Origin of the sequence: Microbacterium sp. HD4P20 (assembly GCF_019449275.2) — a bacterium.
In the GTDB taxonomy this organism is placed as follows: domain Bacteria; phylum Actinomycetota; class Actinomycetes; order Actinomycetales; family Microbacteriaceae; genus Microbacterium.
This window is the reverse complement of the sequence record NZ_JAHZQZ020000018.1, coordinates 227,513-251,626: the sequence shown is the minus strand read 5'-3', so window position 1 is coordinate 251,626 and position 24,114 is coordinate 227,513. Positions and strand designations below refer to the sequence as shown.

The window sequence follows — 24,114 nt, the reverse complement described above, 5'->3', positions numbered from 1 at the left end:
CGTCGATCGGAGAACTCATGAGCACCTCAGACCGCACCCGCACCGTCGCCTCCGCACTGGCGGCGGGCGCGGCATCCGTCGCTCTCGTCGCGGGCGGCGCACTGACCGCCTCAGCGGCCGACTCTGCCGAGGACGCGCCGGTGGACGCCGGCATCTTCGTCGACAAGGTCGAGGGCCTCGACGACGAATTCGCGATGGGCGTCGACGTGTCGACGGTGCTGTCCCTCGAAGAGAGCGGCGTCGTGTTCCGGGATGCCGCCGGTCAGCCGGCCGACCTGTTCGACGTGCTCGCCGAGAACGGCGTGAACTCGGTGCGCGTCCGCGTCTGGAACGACCCGTACGACGAGGCCGGCCGCGGCTACGGCGGCGGCACCGTCGACGTCGCGCGCGCCGTCGAGATCGGGCAGCGTGCGACCGCGGCGGGCATGGACACTCTCGTCGACTTCCACTATTCCGACTTCTGGGCCGACCCGGCACGCCAGCTCGTCCCGAAGGCGTGGGCGGCGCTCAGCGACGGCGAGACCGTCACCGCGCTGCACGACTTCACCGTCGACGCACTGCAGCGCTTCGAAGATGCCGGCGTCGACGTGCGCATGGTGCAGATCGGCAACGAGACCAACAACGCCATCGCCGGGCACACCCGCCCCGGCCGTGAGATCGATGCGCAGTTCGCGGCGCTCGTCTCGGCCGGAAGCGCCGCCGTGCGTGAAGTGCTGCCTGACGCGCTCGTCGCCGTGCACTTCACCAACCCCGAGACATCGGGACGCTATGCGGCGTACGCGTCGGGGCTGGATGCCTTCGAGGTCGACTACGACGTGTTCGCAAGCTCGTACTACCCGTACTGGCACGGCACGATCGACAACCTCACCACGGTCCTGTCGGAGGTCGCGACGACCTATGGCAAGCAGGTGATGGTCGCCGAGACCAGCTGGGCGCACACGCTGGAAGACGGCGACGGCTATCCGAACGTCATCGGCGCGAGCGGCACCACCGGCCAGTACCCGGTGAGCGTGCAGGGCCAGGCGTGGCAGCTGCGCGACGTGATCGCGGCAGTCGCCGCCGTCGGCGATGCCGGCATCGGCGTCTACTACTGGGAGCCGGCCTGGCTGCCGGTCGGACCGGCCTCCGAGGTCGAGGCGAACAGCGTGCTGTGGGAGCAGTTCGGGTCGGGCTGGGCGACCAGCGCGGCCGGCGACTACGACCCGCTCCATGTCGGAGACTCGTACGGCGGCTCGGCGTGGGACAACCAGGCGCTGTTCGCGTGGGACGGCACGCCGCTCGAATCGCTCAGGACGTTCTCGTACGTGCGCACCGGCGCCGTGGCACCGCGCGAGATCGTCGGGATCGAAGAGGTGGACGTGACCGTCGTCGACGGTTCGCCGATCGCGCTTCCTGCGACGCTCGCGGTCGAGTTCAACGACGGCACGACCGAGCACCACGCGGTGCGGTGGAGCGACGCCATCGACTGGATCCGCGGCCCGGGGCAGTACTCCATCCCCGGCACGACCGAGTCCGGCTTCGCCGTGACGGCCGCTGTGACCGTCGAGGCACCCAACCACATCGTGAATCCCGGGTTCGAGAACGACGACATGACCGCGTGGTCTCTCACCGGCCCCGCCGCGCGCCAGCAGACCGCCGACGCCTACGCGGGCGACCATGCCGTGACGTTCTGGAACGGGTCGGCTTATGAGGCGACGGCGTCGCAGACGGTGACCGGCGTCCCCGCCGGCACGTACGTTCTGCGGGCGACCACGCAGGGCACGAACAGTCCGGCCACCGACACCCGGTCGCTGCGGGCCACCACATCGGCGGGCTCGTGGAGTGCGCCGGTGGAACTCACGGTGTGGAACGACTTCCACACCGCCCAGGTGCCCGGCATCGTGGTCGGCGCAGACGGTGTGGTCGAGATCTCGGCCGAGTTCTCGCTCGCGGCCGGTGCCTGGGGGGTTCTCGACGACGTGCGCCTCATCGACGAGGCCTCCCTCGGCGGGGAAAAAGCCGATACGACGTCACTGGAGCAGGCGCTCGCCGCCGCGGCATCCGTCGACCGCGATCGGTACACGGATGCCTCGCTGGCACGCCTCGACGAAGCGGTCGCGGTAGGCGACGTCGTGCTCGCCGGCTCGACGGCGACGGCCGCCGACGTGAAGGCCGCCACCAAGCTCGTCGACAAGGCGCTCCATCGGCTGAAGAAGGTCAAGTAGCACAAGGACCGCTATGCCGGACCCGACAGCGAGGCCTGGTAGAGCTCGCGGCTGGAATGGCCGGTGAGACCCGACACCTCTGCCGCGGCATCCTTGCGCCGCACGCCGTCGCCGACGAGTGCCCGCACCTGCGCGACCGCGTCGGCCAACGGCACCTCGCGCGCCGCGCCGCCCTCCACGACGACCACGACTTCGCCGCGCACGCCGCCCTCGGCCCACGTCGCCAGCTCGGCCAGCGTGCCGCGCACGACCTGCTCGTGCAGCTTCGTGAGCTCACGGCACACGGCACCGCGCCGGTCGGCGCCGAACGCGGTCGCCATGTCGACGAGCGTCGCTGCGACGCGTGTCGGCGCCTCGAAGAACACCATGGTGCGCGGCTCGGCGGCGAGCAGGCGAAGCGCTCCCATGCGCTCGCCGTGCTTGCGCGGCACGAAGCCCTCGAACGTGAAGCGGTCGGTGGGAAGCCCCGACACCGCGAGCGCAGTGACGACCGCGCTCGGCCCGGGGATCGCGGTGACCTCGACGCCCGCGGCCGCCGCGGCCGCCACGACACCGTAGCCGGGGTCGCTCACCGTCGGCATGCCCGCATCGCTGAGCACCAGCACGTCCTGCGTCCGCGCCAACTCGACGAGCTCGGGGGCGCGGTCCTTCTCGTTGTGATCGTGCAGCGCGATGAGCCGCGGGCGGTTCGCCACTCCGAGTGCCGCCAGCAGACGCTGCGTCGTGCGCGTGTCCTCCGCGGCGACGGTCGTCGCCTGCTCGAGCGCCTCGACGAGGCGGCGCGAGGCATCCCCGAGATTTCCGATCGGCGTCGCCGCGAGGATGATCACGCCCTCAGCCTAGACTTGGCCGGGTGACGGACGCCCCTCGGCCCGCTGTCGATCAGCCGACTGCCGATCAGCCAGCTGCCGTCCAGGACAGTGCCGTCCAGGACAGCGCCGACCAGGACAGCGCCGCCCAGCCTGCCGCACCGCTCCTCCCCCGGCCGGCCCGCCGGCCGGCACGGCCCAGCCTGTATGACCGGTTCTCGCGACATGTGAACAGCGACGTTCGCGCACAGCGGCTGTACCGGTGGCTGGGCCCGGCTCTCGTCGTCGTCCTCGCCGCCGTGGCGCGCCTGTGGAACCTCGGCGCCGCGCACGACCTGATGAACCAGTTCGACGAGACGTACTACGTCAAAGACGCCTGGACGATGCTGCAGCTGGGTTACGAGGGGTCCTGGCCGGAGGACGGCAACGCGAGCTTCCTGTCCGGAGACGTCGGCGTCTTCTCGACCGACCCCACGTTCGTGATCCATCCGCCGCTCGGCAAGTGGATCATCGCCCTGGGCATGCTCGCGTTCGGCCCGGGTTCGGGGTGGGGATGGCGCATCACGACGGCGCTCCTCGGCACGGCGGCCGTGCTGCTGCTCATGCTGATCGCGCGCCGCCTCACCCGCTCCACCACCTTCGCCGTCGTGGCGGGGCTGCTCATGGCGGTCGACGGACTGGCCATCTCGATGAGCCGCGTGGCGCTGCTGGACACGTCACTCACCTTCTTCGTGCTGCTCGCGTTCCTGTTCGTGCTGGTCGACCGGGAACGCACCATGGCGCGCATCGCCGAGTCGGTCGCCGCCCGGGTCGAAGGCGACACGCCCCCGCTCTCCTCAACAGCCAGCTGGGGTCCGCTGCTGTGGAACCGGCCGTGGATCCTCGCCGCCGGCGCGGCCCTCGGTGCCGCGTGCGCAGTCAAGTGGTCGGGCGTGTGGGTGCTCGCGGGATTGGGCGTCTACCTCGTCGTGACCGACGCACTCGCCCGCCGCCGGGCGGGCGTGGCGCTCTGGCCGACAGACGCCCTGCGTCAGGGCGCAGTGAGCTTCGTCCTCCTCGTCCCGATCGCCACGGTGGTCTACCTCGCCTCGTGGACCGGGTGGCTCGTGACCGACGGCGGCTACGATCGCCACGTCGCCGACGCGAACCCTGCGACCGGGCTGTTCTCGTGGGTGCCGTTGCCGCTGCAGAGCCTGTGGCAGTTCCACGTCACCATGTACAACTCCGCCGCGGGCATCACGTCGGGCCACACCTATGCCAGTCCGGCGTGGCAGTGGCCGCTGCTGGTGCGACCGACCGGCATGTACTACCACCACGACGCGCTCGGGGTCGACGGCTGCACCGCGGCGAGCGGCTGCTCGCAGGTGGTGTCGAGCATCCCCAATCCCCTGGTCTGGTACGCCGGGGTGGCCGCGGTGCTGTACCTGGCGTACCGCTTCGTGGTCGCGCGCGATTGGCGCCACGCCTTCGTGCTCACGGGGATCGTCGTGACCTACGTACCCTGGCTCTTCTTCCCCGAGCGCACGGTGTTCCAGTTCTACACGGTGCTGATGCTGCCGTTCCTGCTCCTCGCACTGACGTTCGCGCTGCAGCGGATCGCGGCATCCGGCAGTGCCGACGATGATCGCCGGCACACCGGGCAGCGCCTCGTGCTGGTGTTCCTCGGGGTGGCGCTGCTGCTGGCGGCGTTCTGGTACCCGGTGATCTCGGCGATGACAGTGCCGTACGACTTCTGGCGGCTGCACAACTGGCTGCCCACCTGGATCTGAGTTTCAGCCCCCGAGTGCGGTGGGATCGGTCACCGGCAGCCGGCACGCGAAGTCACGGCAGTCGTACGCCGTCGGCAACCCGTCGCGCGTGGTCTTCTCGGCAAGCAGCGCGAACCCCGCGTCGCTCCACGCGCCCGCGAGGCGCTGCGTGAGCACGATGAAGAGATCGGAAGGGATGCCACGGCCCGCCGACACGAGACCCGTACCGCGCGCGGCACCCGGCGCCGCCGATTCTGCTCCGCCCGCGACCGCCGGCTCCGGATCCGGCAGCACGATCACGACCTGCCGCGGCGGCGTGGCAAGCGTCGCCGCCACCCGCAGCAGTGCCCCGTATGCGAGGGGCTGCGCGAGCGCGGCCCGCACGTGGGGCGAGACGACGCGCTCGGCGATGGCACGGTAGCGGTCGCCGGCCCCGAGCAGCCACAGTGCCACAGCGGCCTCGGCGAGCGCGGCCCGGCCTGAGGGCTCGTCGCCGTCGGACGCAGCATCCGGCGCCCCGATGCCCTGGGCCGCGAGGACCGGATCGCCGCCGCCGGGCACCGCCACCACGCCGTCGTCATTCACGCACGCATTGACCAGCTCTCGCGCCCGCACCGCGTAGGCCACTTCTCCGGTGGCAACCGCGAGTGCGGCCAGCCCCGCCGCGAACTGCCCGTAGTCGGCGGGCGTCGCAGCGGCCGCCGAAGGGATCTCGTCGAGGGAGGCCCGCAGCAGGCGTCCGTCGGGCGTCGTATTGGTCTCGAGCACCGCGTCGGCCGCCCACCGGGCGGACTCCAGCCAGCTCTCCTGGACGTAGCGCGCGCCGGCGCGGGCGAGGGCGCCGATCGCCAGCCCGTTCCAGCCCGTCACGACCTTGCCGTCGACCGCCGGGGGCTTCAGGTCGGCACGGCCCGCCGCATCCCGCGCGTAGTATCCGCCTTCGCTCCGTTCCCCGCCGATCCATGACTCGGAGTCCTGCGCGGCACCGAAGCCGCCGTTGGGCTGCTGCAGCACGTCGATGAGGAACGCCGCGACACCGCGGGCGATGTCGCCGGCTCCCGCGTCCGTCGCCACATCGAGCAACTGGGCGTTGTCGGTGAGCATGCGCTCGTAGTGCGGCACCGTCCAGTCCGGGCGCGTCGCGTAGCGGAAGAACCCGCCCTCGACGGGGTCGCGCAGCGGCGAGGCCGACATGGCGGCCAGGGCCCGGTCGGCGACGGCGGACGCCTCGGCCGCCGCCTCGCGCACCAGCCGCGTCTGCAGGAACCTCAGCGCCGTGGCGACCGGGAACTTCGGCGCGGCCGACTCAGGATCGCCGAAGCCGCCGTACCGGGGATCCTCCCGCCCGGCGAGCGTGCGCGCGGCCTCGGCGACCTCGGCTGCTGTCAGCGCATCGGCTCTGTCGGAATCGGGACTCCCGGAGCCGGTCGCACCGCGGACGTCGGCGAGTGCGTCGGCGACGGCATCCGCAGTCCCGTCGATCTGGTCCCGGCGCTCGGTCCAGGCCTCGCGCACCGCCGCGAGCACCTGGCGGAACGAGGGCATCCCCGCCCGCGGCTCTGGCGGATAGTAGGTGCCGGCGTAGAACGGGCGCCCCTGCGGCGTCACGAAGACGGTGAGGGGCCAGCCGAGGCTCGGCGAGAATGCGGAGGCCGCGGCCATGTAGGCGGCGTCGACCTCGGGATGCTCCTCACGGTCGACCTTGACGGCCACGAAGCCGGCGTCGAGGTCGGCCGCGGTGTCGGCATCCTCGAACGACTCGCGCGCCATCACGTGGCACCAGTGACACGTCGAGTACCCGATCGACACCATGACCGGAACATCACGGGCGCGCGCCTGTGCGAACGCCTCCTCGCCCCACGGGAACCACGCGACCGGATTGCCCGCGTGGGCTCTCAGATACGGGCTGGTCGCTTCCGCGAGGCGGGGGTTCATGGCATCCGGTCCCTCCGTCAGTTCACCTCGTCGGGGTGGGAGCTCACGCGGCCCGACCCGTCGCCCGGGTCCATCGCGTCGATCGCGGCCACCTCGTCGGATGTGAGCTCGAAGTCGAACACGTCGAGGTTCTCTTCCAGCCTCTCGCGCCGCACCGACTTGGGGAAGACGATGAACCCCTTCTGCAGATGCCAGCGCAGCACCGCCTGGGCCGGGGTCTTGCCGTGCGCCTGGGCGGCCGCGGCCACCGGCTCGGCACCGAAGAGGTCGTACTTGCCCTGGCCGAGCGGTCCCCACGACTCGATCCTGACCTCGTTGGCCGCGGCCCAGTCGGTGATGTCGCGCTGCTGGTACGCCGGGTGCAGCTCGATCTGGTTCACGGCGGGCACGACACCGGTCGCCGCGATGATGCGCTCCAGGTGCGGCACCAGGTGATTCGAGACGCCGATGCTGCGGGTGAGACCGGCCTCGCGCAGCTCGACCAGCCTTTCCCACGCGTGGACGTAGTCGTCCTTCGCGGGCGTCGGCCAGTGCACCAGGTACAGGTCGACGCGGTCGAGCCCGAGCTTGTCGAGGCTCTCGCGGATCGCCGAGCGCGGCTCGTCCCCGTGGTGACGGTCGTTCCACAGCTTGGTCGTGACGAACAGCTCATCGCGTGCGATGCCGCTCGCGGCGATCGCGGCGCCGACGCCCTCTTCGTTGCCGTAGATCGCAGCGGTGTCGATGTGCCGGTAGCCGACCTCGAGCGCCTCCGAGACCGCACGCTCGGTGTCGGCGGCGGGCACCCGGAAGACGCCGTAGCCGAGTTGCGGGATGGTGTGACCGTCGTTGAGCGTGAGGGTGGGAATCGTCATGCTCCCAGCCTACGAGCGCCGCCACGTCCCGCAGCGAGATCAGGTGATTTCACCACGGTAGGACGAATCCGGCCGAAACGTCCTACGCCGGCGAAATCACCTGATCTGGTGAGGAGCGTCAGCGGAAGCGGCGGCCCTGATCGCGCCGGAACAGCGTGACCGCGAGCGCGAAGGACGCGACCGTCCACACCACGATTCCGACCCACACCCACCACTCCAGCGGTCCGCCCTGGACCGCCCAGATCACGAACTCGCGAGCCTCGCGCGACGGAGTGAAGCGCGAAATGGCGTCCAGCCACGGCGCGAACATCGCCGGCGGCAGGAACAATCCGCCGATGAAGGCGAGCGAGAACATCACGATCTGTACAACCGCGATCGCTGCCTTGAAGGGCAGCGCATAGCCGATCGCACTGCCGATGAGCATGAAGGGGAGCGAGGCGACGGTGAGAGCGAGCAGGCCTGCCAGGAGGCGAGCGGGGGATGCCTCAGCCGCGGTGAGCAGGCCGCCCACCACGATGACCGGAACGATCGCGATGAGCCCCAGCACACCGGTGGAGAGGATCTGCGCCAGCACGCGCGCGGTGCCCGGAGCCGGCAGCGTCCGCAGGTACGGATCCCACGGCTTCTCGCGACTCTCGGAGATGTTCAGGCCGAACGAGAAGAGAGCGTTCGACATCACGGCGAAGACCGAGAGCGAGATCACCGCCTGTGTCGCGAACTCGGGGTTGTCGGCGACGACGCGCTGCGGCACGACGAAGAACAGGAGGGCGAGCGCGGGGAAGACCAGGGTGCCGATCACCGCGATGGGTACCCGGAGCGTCTCGATCAACACGTATTTGGCGTGCAGGAAGGTGAGCCGGGCCGTCGAGACGGGCCGTGCTGTGATGGTGGTCATGCTGCCTTGCCGGCCTTTCGGTGGGATTCGTCCGCGACACGGGATTCGGTCAGCGCGAGGAAGGCCTCTTCGAGCGTCGCGCCGCGCACGGTGAGGTTGCGGAACGCCAGCCCGGATCCGACCAGCTCGCGCACGAAGGCGTCGGCGTCGGTGACCGTGAAGATCTCACGCCCCTCGAACCGTTCGTGCTTGACGACGCTCGCCAGCTGCGCGATGCGCTCGGGCTCGGAGCTGGAGAGCTGGACGCGTCCGACCCCGACGCGCGCCACCACGCGGGCGACCGTGTCGTCGGCGAGCATCCTGCCCTCGCCGACCACGATCACGCGCTGGGCGAGCGCCTCGATCTCTTCGAGGTAGTGGCTGGTGATGACGACGGTGGCACCGGCCTCGTGCTGGCGCCGGATGGCCGCCCACAGCGTTCGTCGCGCGTCGACGTCGAGCCCCGTGGTGGGTTCGTCCAGGAGCACGAGCCGCGGGCGGCCGACGAAGGCGAGCGCGACGGCCAGGCGCCGCTTCTGCCCGCCCGACAGCGCGCCGCACTGACGACGGAGCATCTCGGCGAGGCCGAACTCCTCCGCGAGCTCACCCGTGGGCACGCGATCGGCGAAGTGACCGCCGACGTAATCGATGACCTCGCCCACACGCAGAGTCTCGGGCAGGGCCGTCTCCTGCGGCGTGGTCCCGAGCATCGTACGGCGCCGGGGATCCTGCGGGCTTCCGCCGAAGAGGGTCACCGTACCGGCGGACGGCCGGCGCAGGCCCTGCAGCAACGAGAGCAGCGTCGTCTTGCCGGCGCCGTTGGGCCCCAAGAGGCCCACGAGGGTGCCGGCGTCGATGGTGAGCGAGATGTCATCGACCGCCACGACGTCGCCGTAGCGCCGCGTGACGTGGTCGAACTCGGCAAGGGTCATGGTTGTTCTCCCAGAACGGATCGGAGGGTCTCGACGTAGTCCTCGAAGGCACGTCGTCCCTGCTTGGTGAGTGACAGGTAGGTGGTCGGGGTGCGGCCTCGGTGCGTCTTCTCGACGGCGACGTAGCCAGCCTCCTCGAGCTTGCGCACATGGGTCGAGAGGTTTCCCGCGGTCATTCCCAGCAACTCCTGAAGACGCGGGAAGGTGATGCTCTCGTCCACGTGCAGCGTCGCGAGCGCCGCCGTGATTCGCAGCCGCGCCGCGGCGTGGATGACGGGGTCGAGCTCACTCATCGATGTCCTCGGCGACGACCGGACGACGCCCGCTCTCGCGCTGCCACAGCCATGCCACGAGGGCGCCCAAGAGGAAGACTCCGCCGGCGGCGATCGCGAACACCAGGTAGTGAGTGGGGTACCCGAAGAACGGTGCGATCGCGGCGACGACGATGAACCAGCCGCCCATGGCGATGGACTGCCAATTGCGCCAGATCGCGCCCGCCAGCACGTACATGATCCCGACGAAGATCGTCGAGGCCGTCGGGTAGTAGATGCTCGACAGCTCGGGCGCCATCCCGTTCACGATCAGCGCCCGCCCGAGCGCCAGGATCGCCAGGAAGCCGACCGGCCACGTCAGGCCGTACACCGTGCCCGTCCATGCCGCGCCCGGTGCGGGACGGATGCCGCGGCCCATGCGGGCGCCCATGACCGCGCTGACCACGATGGCACCGGTCATGAGCAGCGCGAACGCGCTGGCCGCCACGGCCACGGGAATCGCGACCACGGGCCGCGCGCCGTCGATGAGCCACAGCAGCAGGAACCCGACGAACCACGCGATCCCCCACGCGAGCAGGATGGCGGGCACTCCGGCGGCGAGCCGCCTGCTCATCCGGTCCTGTTCGGAGCGGATGAGGTCGAGCATCGCGGCGACATCGGCCGGCTGCTCGGCGCCGTCATCGGGGGATTCCGGAGATCTCATCATGCTCCGTTCGCAAGAAGGAAGGCGACGGCCAGCGACGGCAGCCCCCGTCCCCACGCGAGCGCACCGCGCCCCCGTGGCGCGGCGGCCGCCCGACCAGTACGGGTTTGTGCCGTTTCGACCACGCTGACTTTGTATCGCAAAGTACTCTGCGACGCAACACCAACGCGGTTCGTTCGTCACAGATGCACGGGAATCGCCGCGTTTCGCGTACATGTGTGGCGAACGAACAAGCGGAGAGGGAAGCCGGACTCGGCGCGGGCGCGGTGCGGGCGGGCGGGGAGGCGTTCGGGCGGGATACGATCGGAGGCTATGTCCGCGCCCGAGCCCGTCATCTCCTACCCGCCTGAGCTGCCGGTCAGCGCGGCTCGGGACGAGATCGCGGCCGCACTCCGCGACCACCAGGTGGTGATCGTCGCCGGTGCGACCGGCTCCGGCAAGACCACGCAGCTGCCCAAGATCGCTCTGGAGCTGGGACGCACCCGCATCGCGCACACCCAGCCCCGACGGATCGCCGCCCGCACGATCGCCGAGCGCGTGGCCGAGGAACTCCAGGTGCCGCTGGGCACCACGGTGGGCTACAAGGTGCGCTTCACCGACAAGGTCTCACCCGACACGCGGGTCGCGCTCATGACCGACGGCATCCTGCTCAACGAGATCCATCGCGACCGGCTGCTGCGCCGCTACGACACGATCATCGTCGACGAGGCGCACGAGCGGTCCCTGAACGTCGACTTCCTGATCGGCTATCTCACGCGGATCCTTCCGAAGCGCCCCGACCTCAAAGTGGTGGTCACGAGCGCGACGATCGACCCCGAGAGCTTCGCGAAGCACTTCGCGGCGCCCGACGGCACGCCGGCGCCGATCATCGAGGTCTCGGGTCGCACCTACCCCGTCGACATCCGGTACCGGCCGCCCGCGTCGGCGAGCGCGTCGGCCGAGGACGCCGGTGGCGGCGCGGACGACGTCGACGGCATCGCCACGGCGCTGCGCGAACTCGATCGCGAGCCGGCGGGCGACGTCCTGGTGTTCCTGCCGGGCGAGGCCGAGATCCGCGACGCCACAGATGCCGTCCGCGGCATGTATGCGAAGGATGCCGCGCCCACCGAGGTGCTGCCCTTGTACGGCCGGCTGAGTTCGGCCGAGCAGCACCGCGTTTTCGAGTCGTCGAAGATCCCGGGCGTGCGACGACGTGTCATCCTCGCGACGAACGTGGCCGAGACGAGTCTGACCGTCCCGGGCATCCGATACGTCATCGACACCGGCACCGCACGCATCTCGCGCTACAGCATCCGCAGCAAGATCCAGCGCCTCCCGATCGAGCCGGTGTCGCAGGCGTCGGCGCAACAGCGGTCAGGGCGCGCCGGACGCACCAGTCCCGGCGTGGCGGTCCGCCTCTACTCCGAAGAGGACTTCCAGTCCCGCGACGAGTTCACCGAACCCGAGATCCTGCGGACGAGTCTGGCCTCGGTCATCCTGCAGATGCTCGCGCTCGGCTTCGGCGACATCTCGTCCTTCCCCTTTCTCACGCCCCCCGACTCGCGCGGCGTGCGGGCGGCGCTCGAGCTTCTCGTCGAGCTCGGTGCGGTGCACTCCGCCACCGGCTCCGAGACCGGGTCCGGCGACCACCGGCTGACAGAGCTCGGCCGCGAGATCGCGCGGCTGCCGATCGATCCCCGGTTCGCCCGTATGATCCTCGAGGCTCAGCGCACCGGCGTGCTGCGCGACGTGCTCGTGATCGTGGCGGGACTCTCGATCCAGGATGTCCGTGAGCGGCCGGAGGAGCGCCGCGAGGAGGCCGACCGGCTGCACGCGCGATTCGCCGATCCGACGAGCGACTTCCTCACCCTCCTGAACCTGTGGAACCATCTGCAGGAGAAACAGGCCGAGCTCGGTTCCAGCGCGTTCCGCAGGCTGTGCCGCAGCGAGCATCTGAACTACGTGCGCGTGCGGGAATGGACCGACGTGCACCGGCAGCTGAGTGCGCTCACCGGCACCCGCCGCTCGGGGTCGGGCGCGGGATCGGGATCCTCGGGCGGTCCAGACGAGATCCACAAGGCCATCCTGTCCGGCCTGCTGTCGCACCTGGGGCTGCTCGACGAACGGACCGCGTCGAAGGAGCCCGCGCGGGGCCGCGGCGCGGGCGAGCGCGAGCAGCGCCGCTCCGCCGAGTACGTCGGCTCGCGCGGAACCCGGTTCGCGATCTTCCCTGGCTCGGGCCTGAAGAAGAAGCGCCCGCAGGCGGTCATGGCCGCCGAGATCGTCGAGACCAGCCGCCTCTTCGCCCGCACCGTGGCCGCGATCGATCCCGCGTGGGCCGAGCCGCTCGCCGGCGATCTCGCCAAACGCCGGCTGAGCGAGCCGCACTGGTCCAAGACGGCGGGGGCGGCATCCGCCTACGAGAAAGTCACGCTTTTCGGCCTCGAGATCGTGCCACGGCGCCGCGTGCAGCTGGCGCGGTTCGACCGCCCGCTGGCGCGCGAGCTGTTCGTGCGCCACGCGCTCGTGGAGGGCGACTGGGACTCGTCGCACCTCGACAAGCGGCTCACCGCATTCGAGCGCCGCAATCTCGAGCTGCGTCGCCGACTCGAGAAGATCGAGGAGCGCGAGCGCCGGCGTGACATCCTCGTGGGCGACGAGGCCGTGTTCCGGTTCTACGACGCGCGACTGCCGCGAGACGTATTCGACGCACGCTCCTTCGAGACGTGGTGGCGGGATGCCGCGGCCCGCACACCGCGCCTGCTCGACATGAGCGAGGCCGACCTCCTCGACGAAGCGTCGCGCGGGGACGAGCGCGATTTTCCGGCACGGTGGCAGCAGGGCGACCAGGTGCTCTCGCTCGCCTATCGCTTCGAGCCGGGGGCCCCCGACGACGGTGTGACCGTCGTGGTTCCCCTGGCGTTGCTGGCGCAGCTGCGGCCCGACGGCTTCGACTGGCAGGTGCCGGGCATGCGCGACGAGCTCGTGACGGCGCTGCTGCGGTCGCTGCCGAAAGCGATCCGGCGCCACGTCGTGCCCGCGGCGGACTGGGCGGCGACCCTGTCGGCCGAGCTGGACGGGCAGGGACCGGAGGCCGCACGTGGCCTGCCGCCCACGGCGCTGCGCGATGCGCTGGCCGCCCGTATCCAGCGCATCGCGAATCAGCCGGTGTCGGCGGCCGACTTCGAGCTGGAGAGGGTCCCTTCCCACCTGCTCATGTCGTTCCGCGCCGTCGACGAGCGCGGGCGTACCGTCGGGTCGGGCCGCGACCTCGCGCAGTTGCAGGATCGGCTTGCCACACGCGCCCGCGACTCGGTGGCCCGATCGGTTGCGCGAGCGCAGAACGGGAAGAGCGACGGTCAGGCGACGGCCCGCATGGGCGCGGCCGCCGTCGCCCGCAGCGACGCGGCGACAGCGATCGGGTTCGCCGAGCGCACGGGGCTCACCGAGTGGTCGTTCGGCGACGTGCCGGCTGTGGTCGACACCAGGGTCGCGGGGGGTGTCGTGCGCGGCTACCCCGCGATCATCGACGAAGGCGCTTCGGTGGCACTGCGCATCGAAGCGACGCCCGAAGCCGCCGCACGCGCGAGCCGCGACGGCGTGCGGCGCCTGGTGCTGCTGGCGGTGCCCTCGCCGGTGGCCTACGTGCTCGAGCACCTGACCTCTGCCGAAAAGCTCGCGCTGGCGGCATCCCCCTATTCCTCCGCGAGGGCACTCGTCGAGGACTGTCGCGTGGCGGTGGCGGATGCCGTCATCGCACGCACCGCCGCCGGACCGATCCGCACGAGCGAGGGCTTCGAGAGCGTGCGCGACGCCCTGTCTGCGGTCGTGGTGGACGAGCTGTTCCAGACGGTGTCGCTCGCCGCGAGGATCCTCACAGCCGCGCGCGACGTCGAGCGGGCGCTGCGCGAGCAGAACTCGCTGACCCTGCTCGGCGCCCTGAACGACGTCAAGGGCCAGGTGGGCGGGCTCGTGCACCCTTCGTTCGTTTCACGCACCGGCACCGCCCGCCTCACGCACCTGCCGCGGTATCTGCGGGGCGCGTTGGATCGGGTGCGCGCGCTGTCAGACAACCCCGGCCGTGATCGGCAGCGCATGAGCGAGTTCGAGCGGGCGGCGGCGCTCTACGCCGACGCGGGGGGGACGATCCCGCTGCCGCCGGACGCCGCGGCACCCCTCGTGCACGCGCGATGGCTCCTGGAGGAGTACCGCGTGAGCCTCTTCGCTCAGGCGCTGGGAACTGCAGAGCCGGTGTCGCTGCCGAGGATCCAGAAGGCGCTGACCGCCGGCTGATCCGCCGACGCCGCCGGCGTCGATGTGCAACGCTCGAGGAATATCCGACACGCAAGGGAGGGTTGCGCCCGACATGAGCGTTGCCATCGCATATACCGAGTTCGGCGGACCCGAGGTGCTCCGCGAGATCGATATCCCGACGCCCGAGCCCCGGCCCGGCGAAGTCGCCGTCCGGGTGGAGGCTGCCGGCGTCAACCCGATCGACGCCAAGCTGCGATCGGGCCGGCGCCCTTCGGCGGCGATCACCGAGCCGCGCCGCGTGGGCAGCGACGGCGCGGGCATCGTGACCGCCGTGGGCGCCGACGTGGATGGCGTCCGCGTCGGCGACGCGGTGGTCTTCTCCGGAGCCTCGGGCGCGTACGCCACCGACGTGACGCTTCCTGCCGCCCGTCTACATCGCCGCCCGCCGGGCGTGAGCGCCGCCGAGGGTGCGGCGATCGGCATCCCCGTCGGCACGGCCTACCAGTCGCTGCGCTCGCTGTCGGTGGGCGCTGGCGACACGCTGGTGGTGCACGCCGGCTCGGGGTCGGTGGGCCAGGCTGTGATCCAGTACGCGGTGCTGTGGGGCGCGACCGTGATCGCCACGTCGTCCGAGCGCCGCTTCGACCGGGTGCGCGCGCTCGGCGCCACCCCCATCGTGTACGGCGAGGGCCTGGTTGACCGTCTCCGCGACGCCGCACCCGGCGGCATCACCGTCGCGATCGACGCGGCCGGCACGGACGAAGCACTGCAGACCTCGGTCCAGCTCGTGGCCGACCGCGATAGGGTCGCGACGCTGGTGCGGGGAAAGGATGCTGCGGGCCTCGGCATCCGGGCATTCTCGGGTGGCTCGCCCATGCCGCTGACCGCGCAGCAGCAGACGTGGCGCGACGAAGCCGTGCCCGTCACCCTCGCCCTCCTCGCCGCGGGACGATTCTCGCTCGAGCTCGGCCCCTCGTTCCCGTTGGCGGACGCGGCCGACGCGCACCGCGCGGTCGAGTCCGGCGTCGACGGCAAGGTGACGCTGGTTCCGTAGCGGCCGGCGAATGCGCCAGTCCCGGGTGGCGCAACACGCGGCATCCCCCGCTCGATCCCGCGTGTCGTGACACCCGAACCCCGCGGCCCCACCCCACGCCGGACGCCGGTCTGCGCCGGCGCAACAGTTCGACACACGACGTGGGCGGGGATGCGCGTGCCCCGACAATGGTTCGCATGTCTCACGACCCCCGATCCGCCGTGCCGCCGCGCCAGACCACCGCGCCGCGATCCTTCGCGACGGCACAAGTGCAGGCCGGGTTCGACTCGAGCATCGCCGAGAACACCGCGGTGCCCTCGATCCACCAGTCCAACGGGTTCGAGTTCCGATCGCTAAGTGAAGCCCGCGATCTGTTCGCGCTTCGCCGCGAGGGCAACATCTACAGTCGCGCGGCCAATCCGACGGTGCTCGTGTTCGAGAAGCGCGTGAGCGAGCTCGAGGGCGGCATCGGCGCCGCCGGCGTCGCATCCGGGCAGGCCGCGGTCGCGGTGGCACTGCTCGCGCTGGCCCGGCAGGGCGAGCACATCGTCGCCGCACGCCAGCTCTACGGCGGCACCGTCGACCTGCTGCAGGACACCTTCGCCGACTGGGGCATCGAGGTGACCTTCGTCGATCAGGACGACACGGATGCCTGGGCCGCGGCGGTGCGCCCCACGACGCGGGCGCTGTTCGCCGAGTCGATCTCCAATCCGATCGCGCAGGTCCTCGACCTCGGTGCGGTGGCGGCCGTCGCGCGCGGAGCGGGGGTCCCCCTCGTGATCGACAACACCGTCGCCACCCCGTACCTGCAGCGGGCGAAGGACTTCGGCGCCGACATCGTGGTGCACTCGGCCACGAAGTTCCTGGGCGGACACGGCACCTCGCTGGGCGGGGTGGTGGTCGACCTCGGCACCTTCGACTTCACAGCCGAACCCGAGCGCTGGCCCCAGCTGACCGAGACGTACCGACGCGTGCCCGACGGCAGTCTCGTCGAACGGTTCGGTGCGACCGGATCGCCGTACATCGCCCTGGTCAAGACGAAGTACGTGCACGACCTCGGTCCGTCGCTCTCGGCATTCAACGCGTTCCAGCTGCTGCAGGGACTCGAGACCCTCGACCTCCGGGTCGAACGGCACACCGCGAGCGCGCTCGAGGTGGCGCGGTTCCTCGACGCTCACCCCGCCGTCGCGCGCGTGCACCACCCAGGCTTGGAATCCAGCCCGTGGCATGCCAACGCGCAGACCTACCTGCCGCGCGGCGTGAGCGCCGTCTTCGCGTTCGATCTGCCCGGCACCGGCGATGCCGACGCCGACTTCGAACTGGTCGAGTCGTTCATCTCGCGGCTTCGCGTGATCCGGCTGGTGGCCAATATCGGAGACGCCCGCAGCCTCGTGGCGCATCCGGCCTCGATGACGCACAGCCATATGACGCCCACCCAGCTCGCCGAGGCGCATATCGGCTCGACGACGGTGCGACTGTCGGTGGGGCTGGAGGACGCGCGTGACCTCGTGAACGATCTGGCGCGTGCGCTGGAGCCGCTCACCGTCGCAGAACCGCAGCTGGCCGGCAGCGCCGCACGGTAGAGCGGTTCAGGGTCGCGGCGGCGGGCAGTAGCCTCGAAGTCATGACCTCCCCTGCTCCGACATCCTCGACCGGTCTTCGCTGGGGCATCCTCGGTCCTGGCGGCATCGCTCGCGCCTTCGCCTCGGACCTGCGCACCGCCGGACTGGATCTGGCCGCGGTCGGGTCGCGGCGCCTGGAGTCGGCCGCCGACTTCGCCGGACAGTTCGATATCGCGCGTGCCCACGGGTCGTACGAGGACCTCGTCGCCGATCCCGATGTCGACATCGTCTACATCGCGACGCCGCATCCGATGCACGCCGCCAACGCACTGCTCGCGCTCGAAGCCGGAAAGCACGTGCTCGTCGAGAAGCCGTTCACCATCAACGCCGCCGAGGCCGCCCAGGTTCGTGATGCGGCCGCGGCGCGCGGACTGCTCGCGATGGAGGCGATGTGGACGCGGTATCTGCCGCACATGATGCGCATCCGTGAGATCGTCGCGTCGGGCATGCTCGGCGAGGTCCGCGCGCTGATGGCCGACCACACGCAGCGGATCACGAGCGAACCGCTCCACCGGATCAACGCGCTCGAGCTCGGCGGCGGCGCTCTGCTGGACCTCGGGATCTACCCGGTCTCGTTCGCCTGGGACATCCTGGGCGCTCCCCTGTCGGTCGCCGCGTCGGCGCGTCTGGGCGAGACCGGCGCCGACACCGAGGTCGCCACGATCATGGCGCACGAGTCGGGCGCACTGTCGACGACGCTCTCGGCGTCCCGCGCCGCAGGCCCCAACACCGCGGCGATCGTGGGCACCGATGCCCGTCTCGAGATCGCCCGTGTCTGGTACACCCCGACGTCGTTCCGGGTGGTGTCGCACGACGGCACGATCCTCGAGGACTACGTCTCCGAGGTCGAGGGCCGCGGCATGCAGTACCAGGCGCTGGCCGCCGAGGGGTACGTCGCCGACGGCAGCAACGACTCCGACATCCTTCCGATCGACGAGACGGTGGAGATCATGTCCACCATGGACGAGGTCCGCGAGCTGGTCGGGGTGCGCTACCCCGGGGAGGAATGACATGCCCGACATGCACAACGCCCGGGTCGCGGTCTATCTCGACTTCGACAACATCGTGATGTCGTGGTACGACCGCGTGCACGGCAAGAACTCCTACGCCCGCGACCGCCAGAAGATCGCGACGGATGCCACCGACCCCGAGATCGCCGAGCGCCTGACCGCCGCGACGATCGACGTGGGCGCCATCATCGACTACGCCACGTCGTTCGGCACGCTCGTGCTCACGCGTGCCTACGCCGACTGGTCGGCGCCCGTCAACGCGGTGTACCGCTCGCAGCTTGTGGCGCGCGCGGTCGACCTGGTACAGCTGTTCCCGGCCGCCGCGTACGCAAAGAATGGCGCCGACATCCGGCTGGCCGTCGACGTGGTCGAGGACATGTTCCGCCTGCCGGATCTCACCCACGTCGTGATCGTCGCGGGCGATTCCGACTACGTGCCGCTCGCGCAGCGGTGCAAGCGGCTCGGCCGCTACGTCGTGGGCGTGGGCGTGGCCGGCTCGACCGCGAAGTCCCTCGCGGCGGCGTGCGACCAGTTCGACTCGTACGACGCGCTTCCGGGCGTGGCCGCGCCCCCCGCCGCGGGAAGGAAGGATGCCGCGCCCACGCGTCGTCGCGCGAAGAAGGCCCCGGCCGATCCGGCCGAGGCGCTCCTCGAGCGGGCGCTGCGCCTGGAGAGTGACAAAGAAGACGTCGAATGGCAGCACGCGTCGGCGGTGAAGAGTCTCATCCGGCGGCTGGACCCGTCGTTCAGCGAGAAGGCCCTGGGTCACAAGAGCTTCTCCGAGTTCGTGAAGGCGCACCCGACGGTGGCCGAGGTCGACGAGTCGGGCAACATCGTGCTGATCCGGCTCGCCGCCGACCGCGCCTGAGCCACCCGTGCAGTGAGGGTGAGCGCATTCTCTGCTGTCGACCTTCGGATCGTGGATCCCGGTGGCCATCTACCTGGCCATCGCGGCAGCGATCACCCTGGTCGCGGTGATCTCGCTGCGCGAGACGAAGGGCTCGTCGCTGCACGATCTCGACCGGGTCGACCACGAGCGTCTGCTCGCCGCGTCGGCGGCGGGCGCCCGAACCACCGGGTGATGGCAGACACGCCTCCGGGAGGCCAAGGGCGGGTTCTCGCGCAGCGGGGACACGCCCTCGGCGTCGGGACCCACTGGATTGCGCCGGAGACCAGGGAAAACGCATGTCCGGTACAGTGTGCTCTGTGGCTCGCCGAAACCCGCCGCCCGGCTCACAGACCTCGCTGCGCGAGGCGAACCGCGCGCGCGTCGTCGAATCGCTCAAGCGTCACGGCCGTCTGACCCAGATCGAGCTCGCCGGCAGCACCGGCCTGTCGCCGGCCACGGTGTCGAACATCGTCAAGGAGCTCACCGCCTCGGGTCTGCTCCACACATCCTTCACCTCGCGCAGCGGACGGCGCGCGACGCTCGTGTCGCTCGCCCGGCGACTGGGCCTGGTCGCCGGTGTGCACTACAGCTCGCGCCACCTGCGCATCGCGATCGCCGACACCGCACGCACGATCGTGACCCAGTCCTCGCTCCCCCTGCCGCTGGACCACCGCCACGACGCGGAACTCGACCGGCTTGCGCTGCTGCTCGGCGACATGATGGAGACGATCGGCGGCTCGCTGTCGGATCTGCTCTCGGTCGGACTGGCGCTGCCCGCCCCGATCGACCCGCGTACCGGGATGATCTCGACACCCGGCCTGCTGCGGGGGTGGGAGGGCATCGACGTCGCCGAGAGCCTGTCGGCCCGCATCGGACGCCAGGTGCACGTCGACAGCGAAGCCAATCTCGGCGGACTGGCCGAGGCCCGAGAGGGCAACGGCCGCACCGCCGCATCCTCGGTCTTCATCCGCGCCGGCCACACGATCAGCGCCGGCCTCATCGTCGGCGGCGACCTCTTCCGGGGCTTCAACGGCAAGGCCGGCCAGATCGGACACGTGACGCTCGACGAGAACGGCCCGATCTGCCGCTGCAGCAACCGCGGATGCCTCGAGACGTACGCGGGCGGCCCCGCCCTGCTCTCCCTCTTCCCGCCGAGCGTCGGCATGCACCGGCTGGGTGATCTCCTGCACGCCGCCGAAGCCGGTGACGGCAGCGCCCGGCGGGTCATCGCCGACGCCGGCCGCCACATCGGCGTCGCCGCCGCGAGTCTGTGCAACCTCTTCGATCCCGAGCTGATCGTGGTGGGCGGCGAGCTCGGCCAGGCCGGCGAGATCCTGATGGCCCCGATGCGGCACTCGCTCGAGCGCACCGCTCTGCCGGCCGCGGGTGGCCTCCCTGAGATCGTGGGCGCCTCGTTCGGGGAGTGGGCCGAAGCGCGCGGCGCGATCGCGGTCGCCGTCGACCACGTCACGGTCGACGCCCAGAACCTGCCCGCTGCATCCGATCTTCCCGCTGCGTCGTCGCTGCCGTTCTCGGCGTAAGCTCGACCGATGCCGGGATCGGGAGCAGCCCTCGCGAGGGCACGTCGAGTGGTGGCGGCAGCATCCGTCGTCGCCGTCTTCACCGCGGCACTGGCCGCGTGCGCGGGATCGGCAGATCCCGGAGCGAGTGGGGCGGACGACGACACGATCGCGCTGCTCCTGCCCGATGCAAAGACCGCCCGCTACGAGACGTTCGACCGGCCGCTGTTCGAAGCGCGTGTCGCCGAGCTCGGCGACTACGACGTGCTGTACTCCAACGCCGATCAGGACCCTGCCAAGCAGCAGCAGCAAGCCGAGTCCGCGCTCGCTGCCGGCACCGGAGTGCTCGTTCTCGACCCCGTCGACGCGAACGCGGCAGTGAGCATCGTCAGCTCGGCGAACGCGAAAGGCGTGCCGGTGATCTCGTACGATCGCCTCGTCGCGGGCGGCGACCTTGCCTACTACATCTCGTTCGACAACGAGAAGGTGGGCCTGCTGCAGGCGGCGGCGTTCGTCGAGGGCATCGGCGAGGCGGGCGCGGGCGAGGGCGAGGGCGAGGGCGAGGGCATCCTCATGGTCAACGGCTCCCCGACCGACAGCAATGCGGCGCTGTTCAAGCGCGGGGCGCACAGCATCATCGACGACAGCGGACTGCGAGTCCTCGCCGAGTACGACACGCCGGGCTGGAACCCCGAGAAGGCACAGGAGTGGGTGGCCGGCCAGATCGCCCAGCATGGCGACGCCATCACCGGTGTGTATGCGGCGAACGACGCGACCGCAGGCGGTGCCATCGCGGCGCTGCGCGTCGCGAATGTCGATCCGCTGCCCATCGTGACGGGTCAGGATGCTGAACTCTCGGCCATCCAGCGGATCCTGACCGGCGACCAGTACATGACGGTCTACAAGGCGATCAAGCCGCAGGCGGAGCTTGCGGCCGAGGTCGCCGTGGCGCTTTTGCGCGGTGAAGAGGTGACCGCGCCGATGGAGATCGACGGCACCCCCACGACGCTCCTGGAGCCGGTCGCGGTGACCGTCGACAACATCATGGAGACGGTGGTGGCGGACGGCTTCTGGAGCGTCGACGACATCTGCACGCCCGCATACGCCGATGCGTGCGAAGCTGCGGGGATCGGGTAGGGTCCTGTCCCTGGTCGGGGATTCACAGGCGACGGAGAGGTCGGGGCGATGATGTCGATGACGCACCCGCGGGCGGGGCGCCCCCGGGAGCGCGTGCTGACGATGCGCGGGATCGGCAAGCGATTCGGCGCCGTCCGGGCGCTCACCGACGTGGACTTCTGGGTCGACGAGGGTGAGGTGGTCGCTCTGGTGGGCGACAACGGCGCCGGCAAGTCGACGCTCGTCAAGGTGCTCGCCGGTGTGCATCCGCCCGATGCCGGCACGATCGAGTTCGACGGCGACCACGTGCACATCGGCTCTCCCGCCGACGCGCAGCAATTGGGAATCGAGACGATCTTCCAGGACCTCGCGCTGTGCGACAACCTCGACGTGGTGGCCAACCTGTGGCTGGGCAGGGAGCTGGTCGAGGGGACGACGCTCGACGAGGTCGACATGGAGCAGCGCACGTGGACCCTGCTGCGGGAACTGTCGGCGAAGATCCCGTCGGTGCGCGTGCCGGTGGCCTCGCTGTCGGGTGGGCAGCGGCAGACGGTCGCCATCGCACGCTCGCTCATCGGCGACCCTCGCGTCGTCATCCTCGACGAGCCCACGGCCGCACTCGGGGTCGCCCAGACCGCCGAGGTGCTGAATCTGATCGAGCGGCTGCGCGAGCGCGGCCATGGGGTCATCCTGATCAGTCACAACATGGCCGACGTGCTGGCCGTCGCCGACCGGGTCGTCGTGTTGCGGCTGGGCCGCAACAACGGCGTCTACAACGTCGCCGACCTGACGAGCGAGACGCTCATCGCGGCGATCACGGGTGCCACAGACAACGCCGTCTCGCGTCGGGCGGCCGAGCCGCCCATCGTGCGCTCGGACACCCCGGACGAAGGAGAGCCCGCAACCCAGTCGGGTGGCGGGACGGTCATCCCGATGCCGCAGACCGGCCCGCGCCGGACGCCGGGTGGCCGAACGGACGGCCGTCGATGAGCCTCGCCGGCGACGACCTCAAGACCGGTCGGACAGATCCCGATCGCCGACTTTTCAGCGCCGACGGCGTGCGCACCGGAATGTCGATGTTCGCTGCACGTCTGCGGGGTGGCGACCTCGGCGCGGTGCCGGCGGTGCTCGGCATCGCGGTGATCTGGCTGGTGTTCCAGATCCTGAACCCGGTGTTCCTCTCGAGCGAGAACCTCGGCAACCTGACCATGCAGTGCGCGGCGATCGGCACGATCGCGCTGGGCGTGGTGCTCGTCCTGCTGGTAGGTGAGATCGACCTGTCGGTGGGGTCGGTGTCGGGATTGGCGGCGGCCTTGCTCGCGGTCACCTTCGTGCAGCTCCAGTGGCCGCTCGTGTTCGCGCTGGTGGCCGCGCTCGCAGCCGGCTGCCTCGTCGGGCTGCTCTACGGCTACCTGTTCACGCGGTTCGGCCTGCCCAGCTTCGTGATCACGCTCGCCGGCCTGCTGGGCTTCCTGGGCCTGCAGCTGTGGGTGCTGGGCGAGACGGGCTCGATCGGGATCCCGTTCGACACATGGCTCGTGCAGTTCGCGCAGCAGTTGTATCTGCCGGCATGGGCCTCGTACGCGGTGGCCGTCCTGGCCGTCGCCGCCTACGCCTGGTCCCTCCTCCGGCGTGCCCGGCGCCGAGCGGCGGCCTCCCTCGTGAGCCAGAGCTACACGCAGATCGCGCTCCGCAGCGCGGCCCTGCTGGTGTTCCTCGTCGTCGCTGCCTGGTATCTCAACCTCCATCGCGGCGTCGGCGTGATGTTCGTGTTCTTCTTGATGCTGGTCGTCGTGGCGAACTTCGCGCTCACCCGCACCCGATGGGGAAGGTCGGTCTACGCCGTCGGCGGCTCGGTCGAAGCGGCCCGGCGTGCCGGCATCCGGGTCGAGCGCATCTATCTGTCCGTCTTCGCGCTCTGCTCCACACTGGCGGCGGTCGGCGGCATCCTGGCCGCCGCGCGGTTGGCGTCGGCGAATCAGAGCTCGGGAACGGGCGATGTGAACCTCAATGCCATCGCAGCCGCCGTGATCGGCGGAACCAGTCTCTTCGGAGGTCGCGGGTCGGCATACGCCGCGCTGATCGGGGTCATCGTGATCCAGTCGATCTCATCCGGGCTGACGCTCATGAACCTGGATTCGTCCGTCCAGTTCATGGTCACCGGCGTGGTCCTGGTGCTGGCCGTGATCGTCGATTCCATCTCGCGGCGCGCGCGCGCCGCGAACGGGCGCGCCTGACCCATCGCGTCCGGCGTGCCTTCACTTCGCGAACGCAATTCCCGCCGTGCGTCCTCGAAGCGCGCGGCGTTGTCAAAGCGTTACGTTCAAGACTTGACGCCAAGAAACGATCCGGACAAGATC

The 24,114-nt window shown here is 70.6% G+C and carries 18 protein-coding genes and 1 pseudogene; 12 read left to right on the top strand and 7 right to left on the bottom strand.

The annotated features are described in order from the left end of the window. Window positions 1-17: 17 nt before the first annotated feature. Entirely contained in the window at window positions 18-2,204 is a 2,187-nt protein-coding gene (locus tag K0817_RS14505; RefSeq protein ID WP_253735407.1) for a glycosyl hydrolase 53 family protein, read from the top strand. A gap of 11 nt (window positions 2,205-2,215) precedes the next feature. Here the strand turns inward: K0817_RS14505 and rsmI are convergent, their stop codons facing one another. Then, window positions 2,216-3,034, bottom strand: a complete 819-nt coding sequence (gene rsmI, locus K0817_RS14500; RefSeq protein WP_219982235.1) for a 16S rRNA (cytidine(1402)-2'-O)-methyltransferase — start codon at window positions 3,032-3,034, stop codon at window positions 2,216-2,218. A gap of 23 nt (window positions 3,035-3,057) precedes the next feature. Between rsmI and K0817_RS14495 the strand changes: the two genes are divergently transcribed. Then, on the top strand, window positions 3,058-4,782 hold the full coding sequence (locus tag K0817_RS14495) for a phospholipid carrier-dependent glycosyltransferase (protein WP_219982234.1): 1,725 nt from the start codon (window positions 3,058-3,060) through the stop codon (window positions 4,780-4,782). Between the two features lie 3 nt (window positions 4,783-4,785). Here K0817_RS14495 and K0817_RS14490 read toward each other — a convergent pair whose 3' ends face one another. From K0817_RS14490 to K0817_RS14465, 6 genes are all read right to left on the bottom strand, one after another. Then, a complete protein-coding gene (locus tag K0817_RS14490) occupies window positions 4,786-6,696 on the bottom strand; it encodes a thioredoxin domain-containing protein (RefSeq protein ID WP_219982233.1) in 1,911 nt (636 codons plus the stop codon). Window positions 6,697-6,713: 17 nt separating this feature from the next. Beyond that, on the bottom strand, window positions 6,714-7,550 hold the full coding sequence (locus K0817_RS14485; protein WP_219982232.1) for an aldo/keto reductase: 837 nt from the start codon (window positions 7,548-7,550) through the stop codon (window positions 6,714-6,716). A gap of 118 nt (window positions 7,551-7,668) precedes the next feature. Further along, window positions 7,669-8,445 (bottom strand): ABC transporter permease, encoded by a 777-nt coding sequence (locus K0817_RS14480; protein ID WP_219982231.1) that lies wholly within the window; start codon window positions 8,443-8,445, stop codon window positions 7,669-7,671. Continuing rightward, a complete protein-coding gene (locus tag K0817_RS14475) occupies window positions 8,442-9,356 on the bottom strand; it encodes an ABC transporter ATP-binding protein (protein WP_219982230.1) in 915 nt (304 codons plus the stop codon). Before K0817_RS14475 ends, K0817_RS14480 begins: the two co-directional genes overlap by 4 nt. Then, a complete protein-coding gene (locus K0817_RS14470; protein ID WP_219982229.1) occupies window positions 9,353-9,649 on the bottom strand; it encodes a transcriptional regulator in 297 nt (98 codons plus the stop codon). Before K0817_RS14470 ends, K0817_RS14475 begins: the two co-directional genes overlap by 4 nt. Further along, the gene (locus K0817_RS14465) at window positions 9,642-10,331 is read right to left on the bottom strand and encodes a hypothetical protein (RefSeq protein ID WP_219982228.1); all 690 of its coding nucleotides are present in this window, start codon (window positions 10,329-10,331) and stop codon (window positions 9,642-9,644) included. Before K0817_RS14465 ends, K0817_RS14470 begins: the two co-directional genes overlap by 8 nt. 312 nt (window positions 10,332-10,643) lie before the next feature. Between K0817_RS14465 and hrpA the strand changes: the two genes are divergently transcribed. The 10 genes and pseudogenes from hrpA (at window position 10,644) to K0817_RS14415 (ending at window position 23,991) form a co-directional block, all read left to right on the top strand. Then, a complete protein-coding gene (hrpA, locus tag K0817_RS14460) occupies window positions 10,644-14,603 on the top strand; it encodes an ATP-dependent RNA helicase HrpA (protein WP_219982227.1) in 3,960 nt (1,319 codons plus the stop codon). A 73-nt stretch (window positions 14,604-14,676) separates the two neighbouring features. Then, window positions 14,677-15,618, top strand: a complete 942-nt coding sequence (locus K0817_RS14455) for an NADP-dependent oxidoreductase (RefSeq protein WP_219982226.1) — start codon at window positions 14,677-14,679, stop codon at window positions 15,616-15,618. Between the two features lie 176 nt (window positions 15,619-15,794). Next, the gene (locus tag K0817_RS14450) at window positions 15,795-17,180 is read left to right on the top strand and encodes an O-acetylhomoserine aminocarboxypropyltransferase/cysteine synthase family protein (protein ID WP_253735406.1); all 1,386 of its coding nucleotides are present in this window, start codon (window positions 15,795-15,797) and stop codon (window positions 17,178-17,180) included. Between the two features lie 41 nt (window positions 17,181-17,221). Next, the gene (locus K0817_RS14445; RefSeq protein ID WP_219982224.1) at window positions 17,222-18,229 is read left to right on the top strand and encodes a Gfo/Idh/MocA family protein; all 1,008 of its coding nucleotides are present in this window, start codon (window positions 17,222-17,224) and stop codon (window positions 18,227-18,229) included. A gap of 1 nt (window position 18,230) precedes the next feature. After that, window positions 18,231-19,097: an NYN domain-containing protein gene (locus K0817_RS14440; RefSeq protein WP_219982223.1), complete on the top strand. Its 867-nt coding sequence runs from the start codon at window positions 18,231-18,233 to the stop codon at window positions 19,095-19,097. Between the two features lie 61 nt (window positions 19,098-19,158). Then, window positions 19,159-19,311, top strand: a complete 153-nt coding sequence (locus K0817_RS14435; RefSeq protein WP_374209553.1) for a hypothetical protein — start codon at window positions 19,159-19,161, stop codon at window positions 19,309-19,311. Between the two features lie 124 nt (window positions 19,312-19,435). Next, a complete protein-coding gene (locus tag K0817_RS14430) occupies window positions 19,436-20,659 on the top strand; it encodes an ROK family transcriptional regulator (RefSeq protein ID WP_253735405.1) in 1,224 nt (407 codons plus the stop codon). A 9-nt stretch (window positions 20,660-20,668) separates the two neighbouring features. Continuing rightward, a complete protein-coding gene (locus tag K0817_RS14425; RefSeq protein WP_219982221.1) occupies window positions 20,669-21,775 on the top strand; it encodes a sugar ABC transporter substrate-binding protein in 1,107 nt (368 codons plus the stop codon). Between the two features lie 126 nt (window positions 21,776-21,901). Continuing rightward, a pseudogene (locus tag K0817_RS14420) lies at window positions 21,902-22,744 on the top strand (ATP-binding cassette domain-containing protein); the annotation flags it as partial. Window positions 22,745-22,824: 80 nt separating this feature from the next. Further along, a complete protein-coding gene (locus K0817_RS14415) occupies window positions 22,825-23,991 on the top strand; it encodes a sugar ABC transporter permease (RefSeq protein WP_253735422.1) in 1,167 nt (388 codons plus the stop codon). Window positions 23,992-24,114 lie beyond the last annotated feature (123 nt).

Excerpts from the sequence above, each read along its gene's own strand:
- K0817_RS14465 (WP_219982228.1), bottom strand. The coding sequence starts at position 10,331 with ATGAGATCTCCGGAATCCCCCGATGACGGCGCCGAGCAGCCGGCCGAT.
- K0817_RS14485 (WP_219982232.1), bottom strand. The coding sequence starts at position 7,550 with ATGACGATTCCCACCCTCACGCTCAACGACGGTCACACCATCCCGCAA.
- K0817_RS14480 (WP_219982231.1), bottom strand. The coding sequence starts at position 8,445 with ATGACCACCATCACAGCACGGCCCGTCTCGACGGCCCGGCTCACCTTC.
- K0817_RS14440 (WP_219982223.1), top strand. The coding sequence starts at position 18,231 with ATGCCCGACATGCACAACGCCCGGGTCGCGGTCTATCTCGACTTCGAC.
- K0817_RS14475 (WP_219982230.1), bottom strand. The coding sequence starts at position 9,356 with ATGACCCTTGCCGAGTTCGACCACGTCACGCGGCGCTACGGCGACGTC.
- K0817_RS14490 (WP_219982233.1), bottom strand. The coding sequence starts at position 6,696 with ATGAACCCCCGCCTCGCGGAAGCGACCAGCCCGTATCTGAGAGCCCAC.
- K0817_RS14505 (WP_253735407.1), top strand. The coding sequence starts at position 18 with ATGAGCACCTCAGACCGCACCCGCACCGTCGCCTCCGCACTGGCGGCG.
- K0817_RS14470 (WP_219982229.1), bottom strand. The coding sequence starts at position 9,649 with ATGAGTGAGCTCGACCCCGTCATCCACGCCGCGGCGCGGCTGCGAATC.
- K0817_RS14415 (WP_253735422.1), top strand. The coding sequence starts at position 22,825 with ATGTCGATGTTCGCTGCACGTCTGCGGGGTGGCGACCTCGGCGCGGTG.
- hrpA (WP_219982227.1), top strand. The coding sequence starts at position 10,644 with ATGTCCGCGCCCGAGCCCGTCATCTCCTACCCGCCTGAGCTGCCGGTC.
- K0817_RS14455 (WP_219982226.1), top strand. The coding sequence starts at position 14,677 with ATGAGCGTTGCCATCGCATATACCGAGTTCGGCGGACCCGAGGTGCTC.
- K0817_RS14425 (WP_219982221.1), top strand. The coding sequence starts at position 20,669 with ATGCCGGGATCGGGAGCAGCCCTCGCGAGGGCACGTCGAGTGGTGGCG.
- K0817_RS14445 (WP_219982224.1), top strand. The coding sequence starts at position 17,222 with ATGACCTCCCCTGCTCCGACATCCTCGACCGGTCTTCGCTGGGGCATC.
- K0817_RS14450 (WP_253735406.1), top strand. The coding sequence starts at position 15,795 with ATGTCTCACGACCCCCGATCCGCCGTGCCGCCGCGCCAGACCACCGCG.